The sequence below is a fragment of the Acinetobacter sp. 129952 genome (assembly GCF_056642055.1).
This window is the reverse complement of the sequence record NZ_JBWVSU010000005.1, coordinates 1-17251: the sequence shown is the minus strand read 5'-3', so window position 1 is coordinate 17251 and position 17251 is coordinate 1. Positions and strand designations below refer to the sequence as shown.

General features: G+C 44.2%; 20 protein-coding genes. 10 read left to right on the top strand and 10 right to left on the bottom strand.

All coding sequences use genetic code 11. From position 1 onward, the window contains the following. Nucleotides 1-102: 102 nt before the first annotated feature. The 5 genes from glyQ to AC1IR0_RS06935 all read left to right on the top strand — a co-directional run bounded on the left by glyQ (nucleotide 103) and on the right by AC1IR0_RS06935 (nucleotide 5352). Nucleotides 103-1086 (top strand): glycine--tRNA ligase subunit alpha, encoded by a 984-nt coding sequence (glyQ, locus tag AC1IR0_RS06955; RefSeq protein WP_004278542.1) that lies wholly within the window; start codon nucleotides 103-105, stop codon nucleotides 1084-1086. Further along, nucleotides 1086-3155, top strand: a complete 2070-nt coding sequence (glyS, locus tag AC1IR0_RS06950) for a glycine--tRNA ligase subunit beta (protein ID WP_409651730.1) — start codon at nucleotides 1086-1088, stop codon at nucleotides 3153-3155. Before glyQ ends, glyS begins: the two co-directional genes overlap by 1 nt. A 69-nt stretch (nucleotides 3156-3224) precedes the next feature. Next, nucleotides 3225-4193 carry a hypothetical protein gene (locus AC1IR0_RS06945; protein WP_409651727.1) on the top strand — a complete coding sequence of 323 codons (969 nt, stop codon included), beginning with the start codon at nucleotides 3225-3227 and terminating at the stop codon, nucleotides 4191-4193. A 69-nt stretch (nucleotides 4194-4262) separates the two neighbouring features. Then, on the top strand, nucleotides 4263-4652 hold the full coding sequence (locus AC1IR0_RS06940; RefSeq protein WP_004278545.1) for a hypothetical protein: 390 nt from the start codon (nucleotides 4263-4265) through the stop codon (nucleotides 4650-4652). A gap of 229 nt (nucleotides 4653-4881) precedes the next feature. Continuing rightward, nucleotides 4882-5352: a hypothetical protein gene (locus tag AC1IR0_RS06935; RefSeq protein ID WP_409651723.1), complete on the top strand. Its 471-nt coding sequence runs from the start codon at nucleotides 4882-4884 to the stop codon at nucleotides 5350-5352. 71 nt (nucleotides 5353-5423) lie between these two features. Here AC1IR0_RS06935 and AC1IR0_RS06930 read toward each other — a convergent pair whose 3' ends face one another. The 3 genes from AC1IR0_RS06930 to AC1IR0_RS06920 all read right to left on the bottom strand — a co-directional run bounded on the left by AC1IR0_RS06930 (nucleotide 5424) and on the right by AC1IR0_RS06920 (nucleotide 8043). After that, nucleotides 5424-6377, bottom strand: coding sequence for a 2-hydroxyacid dehydrogenase (locus tag AC1IR0_RS06930; protein ID WP_409651720.1), 954 nt, complete (start codon nucleotides 6375-6377; stop codon nucleotides 5424-5426). An 89-nt stretch (nucleotides 6378-6466) separates the two neighbouring features. Then, complete coding sequence (locus tag AC1IR0_RS06925; RefSeq protein ID WP_004729374.1) at nucleotides 6467-6646, bottom strand: hypothetical protein; 180 nt, start codon at nucleotides 6644-6646, stop codon at nucleotides 6467-6469. 125 nt (nucleotides 6647-6771) lie between these two features. After that, nucleotides 6772-8043, bottom strand: a complete 1272-nt coding sequence (locus AC1IR0_RS06920; protein ID WP_409651717.1) for a hypothetical protein — start codon at nucleotides 8041-8043, stop codon at nucleotides 6772-6774. A gap of 113 nt (nucleotides 8044-8156) precedes the next feature. Here AC1IR0_RS06920 and AC1IR0_RS06915 point away from each other — a divergent pair, with 113 nt between their 5' ends. Together AC1IR0_RS06915 and AC1IR0_RS06910 are read left to right on the top strand one after the other, a co-directional pair. Further along, the gene (locus AC1IR0_RS06915; RefSeq protein WP_409651714.1) at nucleotides 8157-8933 is read left to right on the top strand and encodes a class I SAM-dependent methyltransferase; all 777 of its coding nucleotides are present in this window, start codon (nucleotides 8157-8159) and stop codon (nucleotides 8931-8933) included. Nucleotides 8934-8948: 15 nt separating this feature from the next. Continuing rightward, nucleotides 8949-9536 (top strand): hypothetical protein, encoded by a 588-nt coding sequence (locus tag AC1IR0_RS06910; RefSeq protein ID WP_004647351.1) that lies wholly within the window; start codon nucleotides 8949-8951, stop codon nucleotides 9534-9536. A gap of 150 nt (nucleotides 9537-9686) precedes the next feature. Here AC1IR0_RS06910 and AC1IR0_RS06905 read toward each other — a convergent pair whose 3' ends face one another. Continuing rightward, entirely contained in the window at nucleotides 9687-10886 is a 1200-nt protein-coding gene (locus AC1IR0_RS06905; protein ID WP_409666399.1) for a TIGR03862 family flavoprotein, read from the bottom strand. Between the two features lie 4 nt (nucleotides 10887-10890). After that, a complete protein-coding gene (locus AC1IR0_RS06900) occupies nucleotides 10891-11535 on the bottom strand; it encodes a class I SAM-dependent methyltransferase (protein ID WP_171248517.1) in 645 nt (214 codons plus the stop codon). An 84-nt stretch (nucleotides 11536-11619) separates the two neighbouring features. Between AC1IR0_RS06900 and AC1IR0_RS06895 the strand changes: the two genes are divergently transcribed. Then, nucleotides 11620-11793, top strand: coding sequence for a DNA gyrase inhibitor YacG (locus AC1IR0_RS06895; protein ID WP_004278554.1), 174 nt, complete (start codon nucleotides 11620-11622; stop codon nucleotides 11791-11793). Between the two features lie 175 nt (nucleotides 11794-11968). Further along, nucleotides 11969-12151 (top strand): hypothetical protein, encoded by a 183-nt coding sequence (locus AC1IR0_RS06890; protein ID WP_086044179.1) that lies wholly within the window; start codon nucleotides 11969-11971, stop codon nucleotides 12149-12151. Nucleotides 12152-12191: 40 nt separating this feature from the next. Here AC1IR0_RS06890 and AC1IR0_RS06885 read toward each other — a convergent pair whose 3' ends face one another. The 5 genes from AC1IR0_RS06885 to AC1IR0_RS06865 all read right to left on the bottom strand — a co-directional run bounded on the left by AC1IR0_RS06885 (nucleotide 12192) and on the right by AC1IR0_RS06865 (nucleotide 16615). Next, nucleotides 12192-12836, bottom strand: coding sequence for an MBL fold metallo-hydrolase (locus AC1IR0_RS06885; RefSeq protein WP_086044180.1), 645 nt, complete (start codon nucleotides 12834-12836; stop codon nucleotides 12192-12194). A 22-nt stretch (nucleotides 12837-12858) separates the two neighbouring features. Beyond that, on the bottom strand, nucleotides 12859-13872 hold the full coding sequence (gene hemH / locus AC1IR0_RS06880; protein WP_409651707.1) for a ferrochelatase: 1014 nt from the start codon (nucleotides 13870-13872) through the stop codon (nucleotides 12859-12861). Nucleotides 13873-13937: 65 nt separating this feature from the next. Beyond that, nucleotides 13938-14966 carry a DUF4062 domain-containing protein gene (locus tag AC1IR0_RS06875; RefSeq protein WP_005267549.1) on the bottom strand — a complete coding sequence of 343 codons (1029 nt, stop codon included), beginning with the start codon at nucleotides 14964-14966 and terminating at the stop codon, nucleotides 13938-13940. 116 nt (nucleotides 14967-15082) lie between these two features. After that, nucleotides 15083-15955, bottom strand: a complete 873-nt coding sequence (gene murI, locus AC1IR0_RS06870; protein WP_409651702.1) for a glutamate racemase — start codon at nucleotides 15953-15955, stop codon at nucleotides 15083-15085. A gap of 48 nt (nucleotides 15956-16003) precedes the next feature. Next, a complete protein-coding gene (locus AC1IR0_RS06865; RefSeq protein WP_409651699.1) occupies nucleotides 16004-16615 on the bottom strand; it encodes a DUF1285 domain-containing protein in 612 nt (203 codons plus the stop codon). 186 nt (nucleotides 16616-16801) lie between these two features. Between AC1IR0_RS06865 and AC1IR0_RS06860 the strand changes: the two genes are divergently transcribed. Further along, nucleotides 16802-17251: NAD(P)/FAD-dependent oxidoreductase (locus AC1IR0_RS06860; RefSeq protein WP_479741252.1), on the top strand; the 450-nt coding region annotated here is incomplete at its 3' end.

The window sequence follows — 17251 nt, the reverse complement described above, 5'->3', positions numbered from 1 at the left end:
TTTATTTTTTTCAGAAAAGTATCCCTACATTAACCCTTTGCCACTCCCCTGCAAAGTCCTTATAATTGAGCACAATTTTTCTCTAATTTTAAGTGGATGACCATGAGTCGCGCCATATCGCATATTGATACCTTCCAAGGCTTAATTCTTGCCTTACAAACTTACTGGGCGGAGCAAGGCTGCGTCATTTTGCAACCTTATGATATGGAAATGGGTGCAGGGACATTCCACACTGCGACTTTCCTTCGTGCGCTGGGTCCTGAAACCTGGAATGCCGCTTATGTTCAACCGTCACGTCGTCCGAAAGATGGTCGTTATGGTGAAAACCCGAACCGTTTGCAACATTATTATCAATTCCAGGTGGTGCTTAAGCCAAACCCGGACAATATCCAGCAGCTTTATCTCGATTCATTAAAAGCGATCGGTATTGATCCTTTAGTTCACGATATTCGTTTCGTAGAAGATAACTGGGAATCTCCAACACTGGGTGCTTGGGGCTTAGGTTGGGAAGTTTGGTTAAACGGTATGGAAGTGACTCAGTTCACCTACTTCCAGCAAGTCGGTGGTGTTGAATGCTACCCAGTGACTGGTGAAATCACTTACGGTCTTGAACGTCTTGCCATGTACTTGCAGGGTGTAGATTCAGTTTATGATCTGGTTTGGACCAAAGGTCAGTTCGGTACGGTAACGTATGGCGATGTGTTCCATCAAAATGAAGTGGAACAATCGACCTATAACTTTGAATATGCCAACGTTGAAAAAATGTTTGAATTGTTCGATTTCTACGAAGCTGAAGCAACACGTTTGATCGAAGCGAAACTTCCACTTCCTGCATATGAGCAAGTCGTGAAAGCATCACACAGCTTCAACTTATTGGATGCGCGTGGCGCGATTTCTGTGACTGAACGTCAGCGTTACATTTTACGTGTACGTACATTGGCACGTTCTATTGCAACAAGTTATGTAGCAGCACGTGCGGAACTTGGTTTCCCAATGGCTGAACCTGCATTACGTGATGAAGTGTTGGCACAATTAAAAGCGCAAGTTGAAGCAGAAGCGAAAGAAGCAAACAAGGAGAGCAAATAATGTCTAAACATACCGTTTTGTTCGAATTGGGTTGTGAAGAACTTCCACCAAAAAGCCTGAAAAAATTACGTGATGCACTACATGCAGAAACCGTTAAAGGCTTAAAAGATGCTGGCTTAGCGTTTGATTCGATCGAAGCTTATGCAGCACCGCGTCGTCTTGCACTTAAAATCGTCAATGTTGATGCTGCGCAAGCTGATACACAAAAACGTTTTGACGGCCCTGCTAAACAAGCAGCCTTTGATGCTGAAGGTAACCCGACGAAAGCACTTGATGGCTTTATGCGTGGTCAAGGCATCACAGTAGATCAAGTATCAACTTTCCAAGCCGGTAAAGTTGAAAAAGTATGCTATTTGAAAGACGTGAAAGGTCAAAGCCTTGACGTTTTATTGCCACAAATTTTACAAAATGCATTGGATAATCTTCCAATCGCAAAACGTATGCGTTCTGCGGCAAGCCGTACTGAATTCGTACGTCCTGTGAAATGGGTTGTGTTGTTGAAAGACAACGATGTGGTTGATGCAACAATTCAAGACCACAAAGCAGCTAACGTGACTTATGGCCACCGTTTCCATGCACCTGAAGCAATCACTTTAGCGCATGCAGACGAATACTTAGCGAAGTTAAAAGCGGCTTACGTTGTAGCGTCTTTTGAAGAGCGTCAAGCCATCATCGATCAACAAGTCAAAGCACTTGCTGATGAAGTGAATGCCATTGCAATTGTCCCTGCGGATCTTCGTGACGAAGTGACTGCACTCGTTGAATGGCCTGTTGCGCTTCGTGCAAGCTTCGAAGAACGCTTCCTTGCTGTTCCTCAAGAAGCATTGATCACCACGATGCAGGACAACCAGAAGTACTTCTGCTTAGTGAACGCTGACAATAAACTTCAACCTTACTTCATTACTGTGTCAAACATCGAGTCGAAAGACCCGACACAAATTATTGAAGGTAACGAGAAAGTGGTTCGTCCACGTTTGTCAGATGCTGAATTCTTCTTCTTACAAGATCAAAAGCAACCGCTTGCATCTCGTAAAGAGAAACTTGCAAACATGGTATTCCAAGCTGAATTGGGTACGCTTTGGAACAAGTCTGAACGTATTGCAAAATTGGCTGTGGCACTTGCGCCTATTACAGGTGCAAAAGCGGAAGATGCTGAAAAAGCAGCGCTTCTTGCAAAATGTGATTTAACCTCTGAACTTGTGGGTGAGTTCCCTGAACTTCAAGGGATCGCGGGGACTTACTACGCACGTCTTGAAGGCGAAAATGATGAAGTTGCTGAGTCTTTAGGCGAGCAGTATTTACCTAAATTCGCGGGTGACGTTTTACCGAAAACCAAAACAGGTACAACCATTGCCCTTGCGGATCGTTTAGATACTTTGACGGGTATTTTTGGTATTGGTCAAGCGCCTACAGGCTCTAAAGACCCGTTTGCACTGCGTCGTTCTGCGATTGGTATTTTACGTCTAGTCACTGAAAATGAACTTGATGTATCAATTGAAGATTTGATCAAACTTGCTTTAGCTGCTTATGGCGATGTATTGAAAGATCACGACAAGACTTTAAATGATGCTGTTGCATTCTTAGAAGGTCGTTACCGTGCCAAATACGAAGATCAAGGCGTTGCAGTTGATGTGATTCAAGCAGTTCAAGCGTTATCGCCTAAATCACCGCTTGATTTTGACAAGCGTGTCAATGCGGTCAATCACTTCCGTGCCTTGCCTGAAGCTGCTGCCCTTGCTGCTGCCAACAAGCGTGTTGCGAATATTCTTGCAAAAGAAGCAACACCTGAAGGTGCTGTGGTTGAAGCGAATCTGGTTGAAGATGCTGAGAAAGCATTGTTCGCTGAACTTGCTAAAATTGCGCCTGTGGTTGAGCCGTTATTTGCTGCTAAAGACTACACTGCTGCGTTGTCTGCACTTGCTGCTCTTCGTGCGCCAGTGGATGCATTCTTTGACGGCGTAATGGTGATGGCTGATGATGCTGACCTGAAAGCAAACCGTTTACGTATGCTTGCTCAGCTTCGTGACTTGTTTACAAAAGTGGCTGATATTTCGGTGTTACAGCACTAAGCTTTAATTGCTTGAAGTTTAAACAAAACCCCGCTATAAATTAGTGGGGTTTTTCATAAAAAATGGATAATGATAAATTTAGAAGCTGATCTTATAAATCTGTTTATGACTGGTGAGGAGTTTTCAGTTAATGATTCAGGTCATGGATATAAAGATACGACGATCATAACCTGCAATGGTTATAGTTTTAAATTCAAACAACATGATATTAATCTAAAACCTATTAATTTTTGCAATCAAACATTAATCACTACTACTGTCAGTATTAACAATATTCCTAAAGAAGAAATCGAAAAAGTTTTAGAAACAATAGATAATATATGTTGGCTATTATCTTTTGCCCAACAATGTCCAATTTATCGCTGTAACTACAAAATAAGCAACCAAAAAATAGAATCCTTAAATTGCTCAGCTATCCTAATTAATCCCCCGAAATACATTATTGAAAATAGAGGAAAATGCATAAAATTCTTTATTGAACAAATCTATGAAAGATTTATAAAAATTAAAGCTACTCGTCTTTTAACCACTGTTTTTGGATATTTATGTGAAGGCAACAAGTATCATTTAGCACTAGAATCGAAACTCATTTTGCATTACGTATTAATTGAAAATCTAAAATATACTTTTGCCAAAGATCAGGGATACAAAGAAAAAGGTGGATCTTTTTCTCATCCAACTTATCCAAATCTTAATCATTTATGCCCTGACAAAACTGAGTATTGTTTTGATGAAAACACTGGTTTATGGATACACAAAAAGTATAGAAAATGTGGTTCTAGTGAAATGACGAGAAGGATGTTTGAATTTATTAGAATTCGACGAGCTGAGATAAGTACTATTTTAAAAAAGCGAAATAAAATCATTCACGAAGGTATTTTATTAGCATTCTCAGATCCTACTTATTCACAAACAGCAATTGAAGACTTACACAATGTAAGTGATTTACTGCGACAATATATGCTTACTCTTTTAGGTTATAAAGGTTCTTATTTTAGGAGTAGAGATCGGTTCGGCTGTTCTGTATGTTTGATTTAATATCCAAGTAGCGAAATTTCATACAATTCCCTATACTCAACCTAACAACACTCAACAAGAAAGAATCATATGAAATTTAAAACACTCATTCTGACTGGTCTTGCGAGTATCGCAGTTACAGCTTGTACATCTGCACCAAAAATCCCACAGCTTCAGGTTGGCGTCTTACAGGAAGTCCAAAACCTCGAAGTTGTTCCAGCTACCACCAACAACAAGGCAAAACTGACCAAATTTCTCGACAAATGCGTGATTGAATTCACCGGCGATATTGGCAATAACCGTGTCATTGAACAATGGTCATTTAAAGGTATGACTCTAATCGATGCCGGCTCAGCGACTTTCCAGCGCGACGGTACTAGCACTGCACAAAAATTTGACCTGCACGATGCAGGCGTACAAAAGAACTTTGTCAGCTTACGCGAACATTTCGCCAAAGATGCCCTGACACAATGTGACTAAAAAAATCGCCTTGTTTCTAGTCTAAGAACAGGGCTTTTATTTTGCTAAAAATCAATTCGACACCTGGGCTAATTTCTACTGCCCTTTCTTTAAAAATTACAATATTTCGGCACAGATCCACCTGAAAGCTCTGCACTCTTCACAGGATATTCATTGTTTTTGGCCCATTATCCGTTACACTGAAAAACAAACTCAGACCGCACTTAGACGAATTCGAGGTCGATCCATAATGAATATCAAAACCCCAATTATTTTAACGACAGCTTTAATGCTTTCTGTTCCAGCATTCGCACAAACCACGACTCAGTCTGCTAAACCGGTTAAGCCTTATGGTGAAAATCCGAACCTGCTGCATGTCTTTGCTTATAAAGCACAGGAAGGCGTGATTAATACTGCTGAGAAAGTCGGTGAAGCAACGGAAAAAGGCATTGCCAAAATCAAGCCGGGGGTAGACCGGGCCTGGAGCAATACCAAATCTGCAACCTCGGATACACTGCAAAAAGTAGATCAGGGTGCAACTCAGGCAGCCCAACAAACCGGTCAGAAAATCCAGCAGACCAAAGAAGTCTGGCGTGGAAATTCACAACAGGCACCTATCGTGCAGCAGCCTTTAAGCCAGTCGAGTGCGACGCAAAACCCAAATACACCACAGACTCAACCCCAGTCAGGATCAGCTACCAGTTATGCGGTAACCGATTGATAAAAAAAGCCCGTGATGGGCTTTTTTATATTTTCTAGCAGAAAAGATTCACTTCGACAGAATGATAAAAATCAATTCACCTGTCGAATTGGCTGGCCATTTTTAAAAGCCTGAACATTTTCTATCATCTGGTTCACAATACGCTGCCGTGCATCGACACTACCCCAGGCATTATGCGGTGTCACAATCAGGTTGGGAATCGTAGAGTCGAGCAGCACATTGCCCTGTTTCGGTGGTTCTACCGTTAGAACATCTGTCGCTGCACCGGCAATCTTGCCTGCACGCAGAGCCTCAGCCAATGCCGCTTCATCGACAATTCCGCCACGCGCACAGTTAATTAAAAATGCGCTGCTTTTCATTGTATCCAGCTCAGTATGACTGATTAAATGGTGGGTATCTTCAGTGAGTGGACAATGCAAAGTTAAAAAATCGACTTGAGGAAGTAGCTCGGCAAATGGCGCACGAGATGCATCCGCCGGACGATTTGGCAGCGCGGCAATAAGCACTTTCATGCCAAAGGCTTCGGCCAGTTTCGCCACCGCATGGCCCAGTTCGCCATAACCCACAATGCCCAATGTTTTTCCGGCCAGCTCGACAATTGGCGCATCCAGCAAACAGAACTGACTGGCTTTTTGCCATTCGCCTTGTTCTAATGCACGTTGATAAGACAGGAATGAAGTCGCCAGATTGAGCATCAACATGATGGTATGCTGCGCGACTGCCGAAGTGCCATAAGCCTGACAGTTACACACGACGATCCCTTGCGCTTTGGCCGCCTCAAGGTCGACATTATTGGTGCCGGTTGCAGAGATTAAAATGAGTTTGAGTTGAGGGCATTGCTGAATCGTAGCTGCACCGATCATCACCTTATTCGTAATGATAACATCGACATCAGCTACACGGGATGCAATCTCGGCAGCCGAGGTCGCCGGATACAAAACTAGTGAATCAAATACTGCATGCAGTGCCTGAAAGTCCAAATCCTGCTGGTCTAAAGAAGCATAGTCTAAATAAACGGCTTTCATGGCTGTTCCCTCAATCCTGTTTGACAATTTATGTCTGTCATTTAAAACAAGTCATTGAGGCTTTTCAACCTGTTTCCAGCCTGATGCAATTAATCCAGCGGTTTATCCATATGATTACGTAGTGACTTGCGAATTCGATACACCACATACACAGACAGAATAATCATAAAGATGATGGACGCACTGACCATGATCACTGCAGGATGCACAGTTTCTGCATGCGCCAGATTAGGTAGAACCAAACCGAAGATAAAACATACTTGCATCATAGAGATCCCCTTCTTCGTTTCAACCATCGGGAACGATATAATTGGTTTATTATTTATACCGCTTATCTCTATATTATGCCAAGCTCATCACAAGTCAAGTAATTGTTTTTTATAAAAATTTTTAGTTAACTTATCTCACTGTGCGTCACAAACTGCGTATTTTTGTCACTATCGTCGATAAAAGCAGCAGCACCATACTCATTGGTACTCAGATTCAGCTGCTTATAGCTAAACATATAAAAATCGCTATAACGCTTCATTAAAATCGGGTGCATGCCCAGACTAAGCTCATCCTGTTCCTTGATCAGTTTCATGATATGCCGGTCATTCATCACCACCAAATAACGTTCATCATTCAGATTAATACTCAATAAACCATTACCTTTGGCATAAATCGGAATCAGAAATTTATGGTTCAGGGCAATTGCACCTTCTGCATAACTTTCGATTTTATGGCTGATGACATTAAATACCAGACCATGTCCATAGTGGTCCAATAACAGCTGACGATTTTCCTGCGGCAAATTCACATGAATGCCCAGTTTGAGCAGGTCATGCTGATCAACCTGTTTATTGCGTAACAGTTCCCGCAAAATCACCTGTTTCTGGCTGGCATCAAAAAACTGGTTATCCAGTTGCAGATCGTTATTTTTCAGAATGTGTCCCAAAGCCATGCGGTGTCGTGGCAAGACATTTTCAATCACCTTGCGATAATAGAACTTGCTGTTTTTCTTGACCCGGCGCATTTTCTGATAGAAATAGCTTGGCTCATATTCATGCACCAAAAAGTCATAGAGCAATTCGGAACTGGCCAAAACTGCGATCGCATCATGTCCGGTAAAAGGTAAATGCAGCACATGATGATGCGGAATCAGCGCCTCTAATTTCAGATAATGGGCACGATCTTCGGCACAGTAAGGATCATAGACAATAATATATTCGCAGGTGTTGTCGATATCTTCGGCTGCAACCCGCATATTTGTATTCAGCTCTGGCTGATAGAACATGTTATAACGGGCATCATGTACATCTTCCGGATCGATCGAGTATTGCGGCACCATCGCCACCACCCGTTGTACGCCCAAGGCACGGGAATACTTGATCGCAGCATAGCCGCCCATCGAACCGCCATAGGCAATACGCTGCTGAAACGGCTCAATCAGATCTGCGATGGCTTGCAACATGTTCCACATGGAACCTTGTGGAAACCAGGATTTATGCTTGGGCATAATACCAAGTACATTAAACTCGAATTTCGCCAGTGACTTTTCTGCATTGATGTTGAGGCCCTTGGCACGGGTAATCAAATCGCCAAATGAAAAAATCAGTTCTGAAGAAGAGCCCGGCATAAAAATCGCGCGTATATGTTCATCTTCAAAAACAATCTGCTTGTCCATAACTTTCCCGTGCTGGTAAATCGAACCCTTCCACAACAATTCAGTCAATGAACGCTGTCAAAAAAGTGAATATGCTATTTTATATCGATCAAAAAGATTAAAAAGCGCAAAATATGACACAATCATTACATCCTGCAGCAAAACGGGGTTTTAGTGCGTCGGCTGAGCTCTATCAGCAAGTGCGTCCCGACTATCCGGCAGAAATCAGCCAATGGCTGAGTGAAACGCTGGCTTTGCCTGTAGATGCGCATCTTCTGGATTTGGGCAGCGGCACCGGCAAGTTTATCCCCTATTTACGCCCGCTCAGTAAGCACATTATCGCAATTGATCCTGTCCCGGAAATGCTGGCTCAATTAAAACAGGCGCATCCGGACATTCATGCAATTGAAGGCGTTAGCCATCAACTTCCCCTGCCTGATCATAGCCTGAATGCGGTATTTTGTGCACAGTCATTTCACTGGTTTGCCGATTCTGCTACCTTACAAGAATTAGATCGGGTACTCAAACCGCAGGGTTATCTGGTGTTAATTTGGAATCAGCGCGATACTCGGATCGACTGGGTTCAGGCCTTGGCCGATTGTATTGCCCCCTTGGAAGGCGATACGCCGCGCTATCATAGCGGCACCTGGCGCGAGGTCTTTGCACAGCAAACGCTATTTCAGCCCTATGCAGAAACCACAATGACCCAGCAACAGCATGGCAGTGTCGAGCAGGTGGTATCCAAGCGGCTGCTCTCGACTAGTTTTATTGCAGCCATGCCTGAACAGCAGCAGGCACAGTTAAAACAACAATTTGAACAGATCATCCAGCAATATACAGCCAAAAGCGCAGAGGAAATGATCGATTTTCCTTATGTCACCCATATGTATGTGTTCAAGAAAAGTAATTAAAAACAGGAGGCGATCATGCATAAAATACCAGGAATGACACGAACGCTGTTGTTCGCTGCGGCCATGCTGCTGATGGCATGTGACCAGAAAACGACCGAAACTCCGACTGAAGCGACAACAGATAATACGGCTTCAGATCAAGTCATGCAGGAGCTGAAAACCGAGCCACTGAAAGACTTCCCTAAAACTGCTGATGATCCGCATGATATTGCTGCATTGACGGATTATGAACAGCGCTTTCAGGAAATGAGCAGCGACTTGGAAAAAGAATTAAACAGCATGCGCGATGATGAAAATATGACAGAAGAATTTGTCCAGCAACGTCAGCGTGATCATGTCCAGTCAGCATTGAATATGTTGAAGGCTTTAGAACTGAAAACCGAACAGGGCCGTTATATTCAGGGCTTAATGTATCAATACTGGGAACATCAGGACAAATTACTCAATACTCCCAAGACTCAAGCTACACCCGTGAATGAAGCCAGTGAGAATGTCAAAGGTCTAGGGAAATATCTACACGCCCAAGAACAACTGGAACGCTGGCGTTCGCAATATCCGGATCTCGCCAAGAAAGAACCCGCTTCCCGGCAAGTGAAGGAATAGTCTAGGATGCTAGATTGGCACACAGCTTAGATAAAATACAAAAATAATCTAAGCTGAACTGGCAGCTTTAAAACAGCGTGAATGAACAAGGCCGGATCTGTTGAGTCTGCATTCAGTATAAATACTAGATCATCCTAGCTATAAAATGACTTAATCTGCTGTCAGAAACTGATGCGCACCTTCACCCGCTGCACGCCCTGTGGCAAAACAGGCTGTCAGTAGATAACCGCCGGTCGGTGCATCCCAGTCCAGCATTTCTCCGCAAAGAAATACATGTGGGTTAGATTTCAATTGTAGCTGTTCTGACAACACTTCACGCTTGACGCCACCCGCACAGCTAATCGCCTCTTCAATCGGGCGGAAGCCGCTGAGTGGAAGGGTCAAATGTTTAATTTTTTTGGCTAATGCAGTAGCATCTTGCCATACTGCTTTGTCTAGCAATTCCCGTACTAAAGCCGCCTTAGCACCGTCCAATCCGGCTTTACGCCAGACATTAGTTAAAGACTGCTTCTTACTTGGCTGTAATTTTTGCGCAAGCTGTTCGATGCTTTGATTTGGGAATAGGTCCAGATGCAGCTGCATAGGCTTCCCCTGTTTTAGTTGCTCGCGTAAGCCACGACCCTGCTTATAGATCAGACCACTTTCCAGACCATAATGACTGATCACGATATCGCCGATGGTCTTTTCACCTTGCCCAACCCATGCCTCGACACGCTTTAACGGTTGACCAAAGACTGGCTGCATAAACCGAGACCAGGGATATTCCACTCCGGCATTACTGGCCTGAAATGGCTCAATTTCATCCGTTTTCAGCCAGGCTTGCCATGCCCCATCACTACCCAACTCTGACCAGGACACTGCCCCACAAGCCAGAATAATGACATCAAAATGTTCAGTGCGATGTTCATTATTTTTCAGATCATGCAGCTCAAGCTGTTGCTGCTGCAACTGGCTGACTTTATGTCGGTAATGAAACTGGATACCATGACTGGCCAAACGCTTGAGCCAGGCACGCAGCAAGGGCGCGGCTTTCATCTCTGTGGGAAATACCCGGCCAGATGAACCGATATAAGGTTCAATACCGAGCTGTTTCATCCAGTCTTGAATCCAGACCGCATCCCACTGTTTGATCCAAGGGGACAACCACTCCACCTGATCATAACGTTGTACAAACTCTGGCACAGGCTCGGCATGGGAAATATTCAGGCCGGTCTTGCCTGCCATCAGGAATTTTCGCGCAGCAGACGGTTTTTGCTCATAGACATGCAGCTCATAATCAAACTGACTGAGCACTTCTGCTGCCATTAAGCCTGCGGGGCCTGTGCCCACAATAGCAATGCGTTTGCTCATCTGCTTATTCCGAGACGGTGGCATTCTGCCCTTGCAAAGGCTGGAAATCATCAAAACGTGTCACATAACTTTCAGGCTTGCTGATGATTAGTTGCTGGCATAATTCGCCGCGTTCCAGATATTTAATTTCAAAATGGGTGCGCGCCGAATCTGCAGCAATCACTTCTTTGACAAAAGGCAGCTTCCAGAGCTCTCGCACCTGTATTTCTGCTTCTTCGATATAGGCAGGAATATTACTGGCCAAAGTAATCGTTCCCCCGGTTTTCAGGCGTGAAAGTAGAAACTCAAAAAATGGCATATTGACCCAGCGCTGTGCCGGATTATGCGGTTCAGGATTTGGATATAAAATAAAGAATTGTTCTACCTGCTGCGGATACAGTGCATGTACGATCCACGGTAAAGCATCGGCATGAACGGTTTGTAAATTAGTTTGACCCTCAACAGCATGCTGTTTTTGCATCGCCAGAAATTTTTCACGGGTACGTTCAATTGCAATCAGTTGAGTATCGGGATTGTTCTTGCTGAATAACAAGGCATGTTTACCTTTACCCGCTCCCACTTCGACGCAGACCGGTTCAGGACTGATGCTTTGAAAATCACGGGGCGCATGCATACGCTGTGCTTGAAATTGACGAATCGGCATAATCAGATCAAACTAATAAAAACCGCATAAGTCTAACAAGTGCGGCTATATTTGCCTAATCGAACCTTTATTTTTCTTTGGAGTCGTCCCATGCCTACCACTTTAAACTGTCCGCGCTGTGGCAAGCTGACCACATGGGAAGATAATGAATTCCGTCCTTTTTGCTCAGAACGTTGCAAGATGATTGATCTAGGCGCTTGGGCCAATGAGGAATATAGTTTGCCTACTCAGGATGCACCACAAGCCGACAACAGCGAAGAATAAAATGTCTTCCCTGTCGAAAATTCTGTCTGAAAGCAGAATCTTGTCGAAATTAAGTAAATAAATCATATGGATTTTATAAAATTACTTAGATAAAGCAACACGAATTAACATCATTCATAAAGCTTTAGCATTATTGTTCTATTCTAAATTTTCACATTATTTTTAGAGCAATAATATGGGTTATATTATTTTAAAAATCATATTAATTGGGGTTGGTCTACTCGCACTTCTTTCGTTGGGAGTCGGCATTTTCCAACAAGATAGTTTATTTATTGTATTGGGTGTGCTTTTTGCTTTTGCCGCTTGGCTCATACACATGCAAACGCGTCAACTTCGTAATAATCCCTTTTCAGAATAAAAATAAAAGACCAAATGGTATTGGTCTTTTATTTACGCTTTTAACCCGCTTTACCTGCAACAAAAGGATTATGCTGCTTTTCAAAACCAATGGTGCTAATCGGACCATGTCCTGAAATGAATTGGGTTTCATCTGGCAGGCTGAAACATTCTCGCTGAATTGAATCTAAGAGCTGTTGATGGTTACCACGCGGGAAATCAGTCCGCCCGATTGAGCCTTTGAACAAGACATCACCTGTCCATAACAAGTCATAATTTTTGTTATAGAACATCACATGACCCGGCGTATGGCCTGGAGCAAAACGCACTTCGAACTCTTCATTGCCGAGTTTGAGTACTTCACCACCTTCCAGCCACTGGGTCACTTCGACTTTTTCCGGAATCGGGAAGCCATAACGTGCAGACACTTCCTGAATCATGTCAAGCCAGAAGGCATCTTCTTTATGTGGTCCAATCAACGGTACATTCCAAGCCTTTTTTAATGCACCCACCGCACCCGCATGATCCAGATGGCCATGAGTGAGCCACAAGGCTTTAACCGTTAAACCCAGCGCTTCAACTTCAGCTTTCAGTTTTTCAGGTTCGCCCCCTGCATCAATCAAAATGGCTTCTTTAGTGTCCGCATCCCAAACGATGGAACAGTTTTGCTGAAATGCAGTAACTGGAACAATTTTGACTTGTAACATGGGGTGAAAAACCTCGGGCAAGTTAATGGGCAAGTGTCTGTGTCAATGCATCCAGATTAGCCTGTAGTAGACTGTTGAGCAATCGCAAATGATCTTCACGGCTATTTAATGCCGGAATATAACTATAGCTTTCACCGCCGAGTGCTTTAAAAGTCTCGGCATTTTCGATTGCCAGCTCTTCAAGCGTTTCCAGACAGTCCGCGGAAAATGCCGGACTCATTACTTGAATTGATTTCACCCCTTGCTTGGCCCAATCTTCGAGCAAAACATCGGTATAGGGCTTGATCCATTCCTGCTTGCCAAAACGTGACTGGAAGCTAATGGCATATTGATCTTCATTTAAACCTAGTGCTTCCGCCACCAATTTGCCCGTGATGCGGCAACGGTCGGCATAAGGATCTCCTTTATCAGCATAGGGCTGTGGAATACCGTGGAAAGACATCAACAATTTCTCTGGTTGACCATGACTTGCCTGATAATCACGTACACTTTGAGCCAGCGACTGGATAAATAAAGGATGTTGATAATAATCCCGGATCACTGTCAAACCGGGTAAATTACGCTGTTTAACCACCCATTTCGCCACAGCATCGTATAGAGGTGCGGTCGACGTGGCAGAATATTGTGGAAACAGGGGAAATAGAATCACGTGTTCCTGTGGCTGCGCGGAGACCTGTGCCAAGACATCCTGAATATTCGGATTGCCATAGGTCATGGCAGGTACCACATTCAGTTCAAACTGTGGATACAGCTGGGTGAGATGCGTCTTGACTGCTGCGACCTGCTCAAACAGAATTTCACGCATCGGCGAATCCTGTCCCCATACTTGCGCATAGGCCTGTGCTACCCGCTTTGGACGGAAGGGCAAAATGAATAAGCGCAGAATGATTTGCCAGATCGGTTTGGGAATTTCAATCACACGCTGATCAGATAAAAACTGCTTGAGGAAACGGCGTACCGCTGGAATCGTAGGCTCATCTGGTGTGCCCAAGTTTGCCAATATAATCGTCACTTTCGCTTTAGCAGGAGAATACATTCAGTTCGTCCGTCAGGATATCAACCCCTGTACTTTAACAGCTTTTTATTTATTCTCTCTATGGATTAATACGCTGACTTATATTGAAAAGTGCGATCTAAATCCAGCAAGCTGCTGTCCAGCAACTTTTGCGCTTTTGGCGTGATCTGCCACAGCATGCGCTGTCGGTCATCACGACCGGATGGCACAATCCAGTCATTCTGGCGCATTTGAATTTTTAAACTATGCAAGGCACGAATATTCATCTGGGCACGCGCGACAGCATGCGCACGCGGCATCTGCACCCGTGCATCCTGCAGACCGGTTTCATTCAGATATTCATTCATGCGCTTCGAGAAAAACTCTTCAGGGGTCGGATTGACAAAAGTTGAACCCAATAACGCCAACAATTGTGCCCAAGTCAGTTTTTTATGGACTTTGATTTCTTTAAAATTACCATCCTGATAAGCATGCATCCGGTATTCAAAAGAAAAAATTTCATGCATCGCCACTTTGGGCAGGCTCAGGAATGGATCGACTTCTGCAGTTCCGCCATCGCGTTCCAGTTGCGCCACTTTAGCTTTCAGCTGATCAATCTCGTCATGCAGCGCCTGGGTGTTTTGCGGACGCACCCAGCCGGTCACCGGATAGCGCTCCAGCATTTGCGGCATGTTAAAACGCACTGCCATTTCCAGATCGCGCAGGCTGCGGTAAGTAAAGACCTGATCGACTTCCTGCTGTAATAGTTGACGGAATTCCTTGAATTTTTCCTGTAATTCCGGTTTGGCATCATGCAATGCACTTTCACGTGATGCCGGATCATCATGCATAAACACAATAATCGGTTTTTGCTTGGTCACTGCATAAATATATTCGAGATGCATATAGCCAACACCCGATACCGACTGCTCTCCATACTGGCTTCCCAGCAGAATCACGACATAATCACAGTCATCAATCTGGCGGCGTGCAAATGCAGTATTCAGCGGTGTACGCTGTTCCAGTCCCCACGAGAAAAACCCCATTCCTACCAGTGTTTGAGACAGAATGATACGCTCCGGTTGCATTTCTGCCCCAGAGGTTGAGATGAACACTTGGTACCGTTTATCCAGCATGGGCTATCCTCTTCTCCTGTACATTTGGGTAAAAAATGCATCATCACATGCTTCTTTACCCAATATGGCCACCCCAAAATCAAAATATCTTTCTTCTTAAATTATAAAAATGAGTTTTAAACTGCACTCATATTACTGACCTGCCATTTTAGATCGGCCGGAATCAGGTGCTGCAAAATCGGTCGGAGCTGTTCAGCATTCTGCCCACTCACCACCAATTCAATTTTCACGCTTTCTTTAGACTCATGCTCAAATAATAACCCATTTTTAATTAAAATTCGGGCCGTTTGTCTTGCAACCGCGAATCCTGAGTCAATTAATGTCAGCTTTTGACCAAAAATATACTGAATTGACGATTTTAGGAAGGGGTAATGTGTACATCCTAACACTAAATAATCAGCGCCCTGATCTACAACTGGTTGTAAAATCTCTTTTAATGTCTGCAAACAGGCTGCACTCATCTGCTCCCCAGCCTCAACAAAAGGCACCAGATCCAGACTGGTCACAGGCAGGACTTTGACTTGAGCCGGTTCAGCAAAACGGGAAATGACATCTTTAATCAGCTGGCCACGGAAGGTTGCAGGCGTGGCCAATACCGCCACCTTTTTTGACTGGGTATTCAGGACTGCCGGTTTAAGCGCAGGTACCAAACCGATAATCGGAAAGTTTTCACCATAATAGTCACGCAAATAATCCAGACTAAAAGCGGAAGCGGTATTACAAGCCACCACCGCAACTTTACAACCTTGACGATAAAGCCATTCAATCGCCTGAGCCGTCAGGGCACGAATTTCCTGATCATCTCTTGGGCCATAAGGCACATGCGCAGTATCCGCATAATAGACAAAGCGCTCATTGGGCAAATGGCGGGCAATTTCCAGGGCGACTGACAAGCCGCCTACGCCTGAGTCAAAAATACCAATCGGCGCATCTGCCGTGGCATTGGGCATCGGGTCTAATAGCTGGGAAATTGATTGAATAGCGCTCATAACGTTGCAGGTGGCTTGTTTGAAATTTCTAGCGATCAAGCTTAAACCTCAGGTGCTCAAATGCAAGTCTAAATCACCACTTTTCAAACTTAAAACGGCTTCGCCTGCCGGATTTTCATCAAGCTCTCCCATCTCGACCAGATGTAAAAATGCAGCGCGCTGAATCAGTGCATTAATCCCAAAACGCACATGCACATAAGGCCTCAACTCACCTTTGTATTCACGCATAAAGATTGGATGTTCAGCATCGACAATAATCAGGTCTTGCGTGGTTGTGCCCAGTTGCAGATAAGTCACTCCATTGATCTCAACCTGATCGACCTGATTGACAAATAAAGGTTCATCTTCAACTTCGATTTCAATCATTTCTACTGGTGTTTTTAGATAGAATTTATCGTTTTCTTTCCAGAGCACCGTTGCAAACAGGTCAATCATCGGCTGACGCTTGATCAATTGACCTTCGTGCCACCATTCGCCGTTGGCTAAAACCTTGAGATCCATTGTGCCACAATGCTTTGGCTGCCATTGCTCCAAAGGGGGTATTGACCTTTTGTGACTGCCCTGTGCATCTTTTAAGTATTGTGCGATATCCATTAAATTTTTATCATCGGGATAAGTTACTTTTTTCGTCGGATTTGTGCTGGGTACTGGCTTATCCATAAAAGAAGACCTTAATGACGGAAAAATAATATGTTTCAGCCAATTGGCTAAAACCGGCTTTAAAACTATACTAGCCCAGATTATCAAAGACACCAGCATTTTTGTGTCTAGGAACCAAGAACACTTATGGCAGCACCCAATCATATGATTATGGTTGCCACCGAATAGTAATATGAGGAGTCCTACATGGAACACATCGAACGTGAATCGATGGAGTTTGACGTCGTCATCGTAGGCGCAGGCCCTGCGGGTCTTTCTGCTGCGATCAAAATCCGTCAACTTGCAATTGAAAACAACTTAAACGATTTGTCCGTTTGTGTCGTAGAAAAAGGCTCCGAAGTCGGTGCGCATATTCTGTCTGGTGCTGTGCTTGAACCGCGTGCCATGAACGAGCTGTTCCCGGACTGGAAAGAACAGGGTGCCCCGCTGAATGTCCCGGTGACTGAAGATAAAACCTTCTTCCTGCTTTCAGATGAAAAATCACAGGAAGCACCGCACTGGATGGTGCCTAAAACCATGCATAACGATGGCAACTATGTCATTTCACTGGGCAATGTAGTGCGCTGGTTAGGCCAGAAAGCGGAAGAACTGGAAGTGTCGATCTTTCCGGGCTTTGCCGCGTCTGAAATTCTGTAT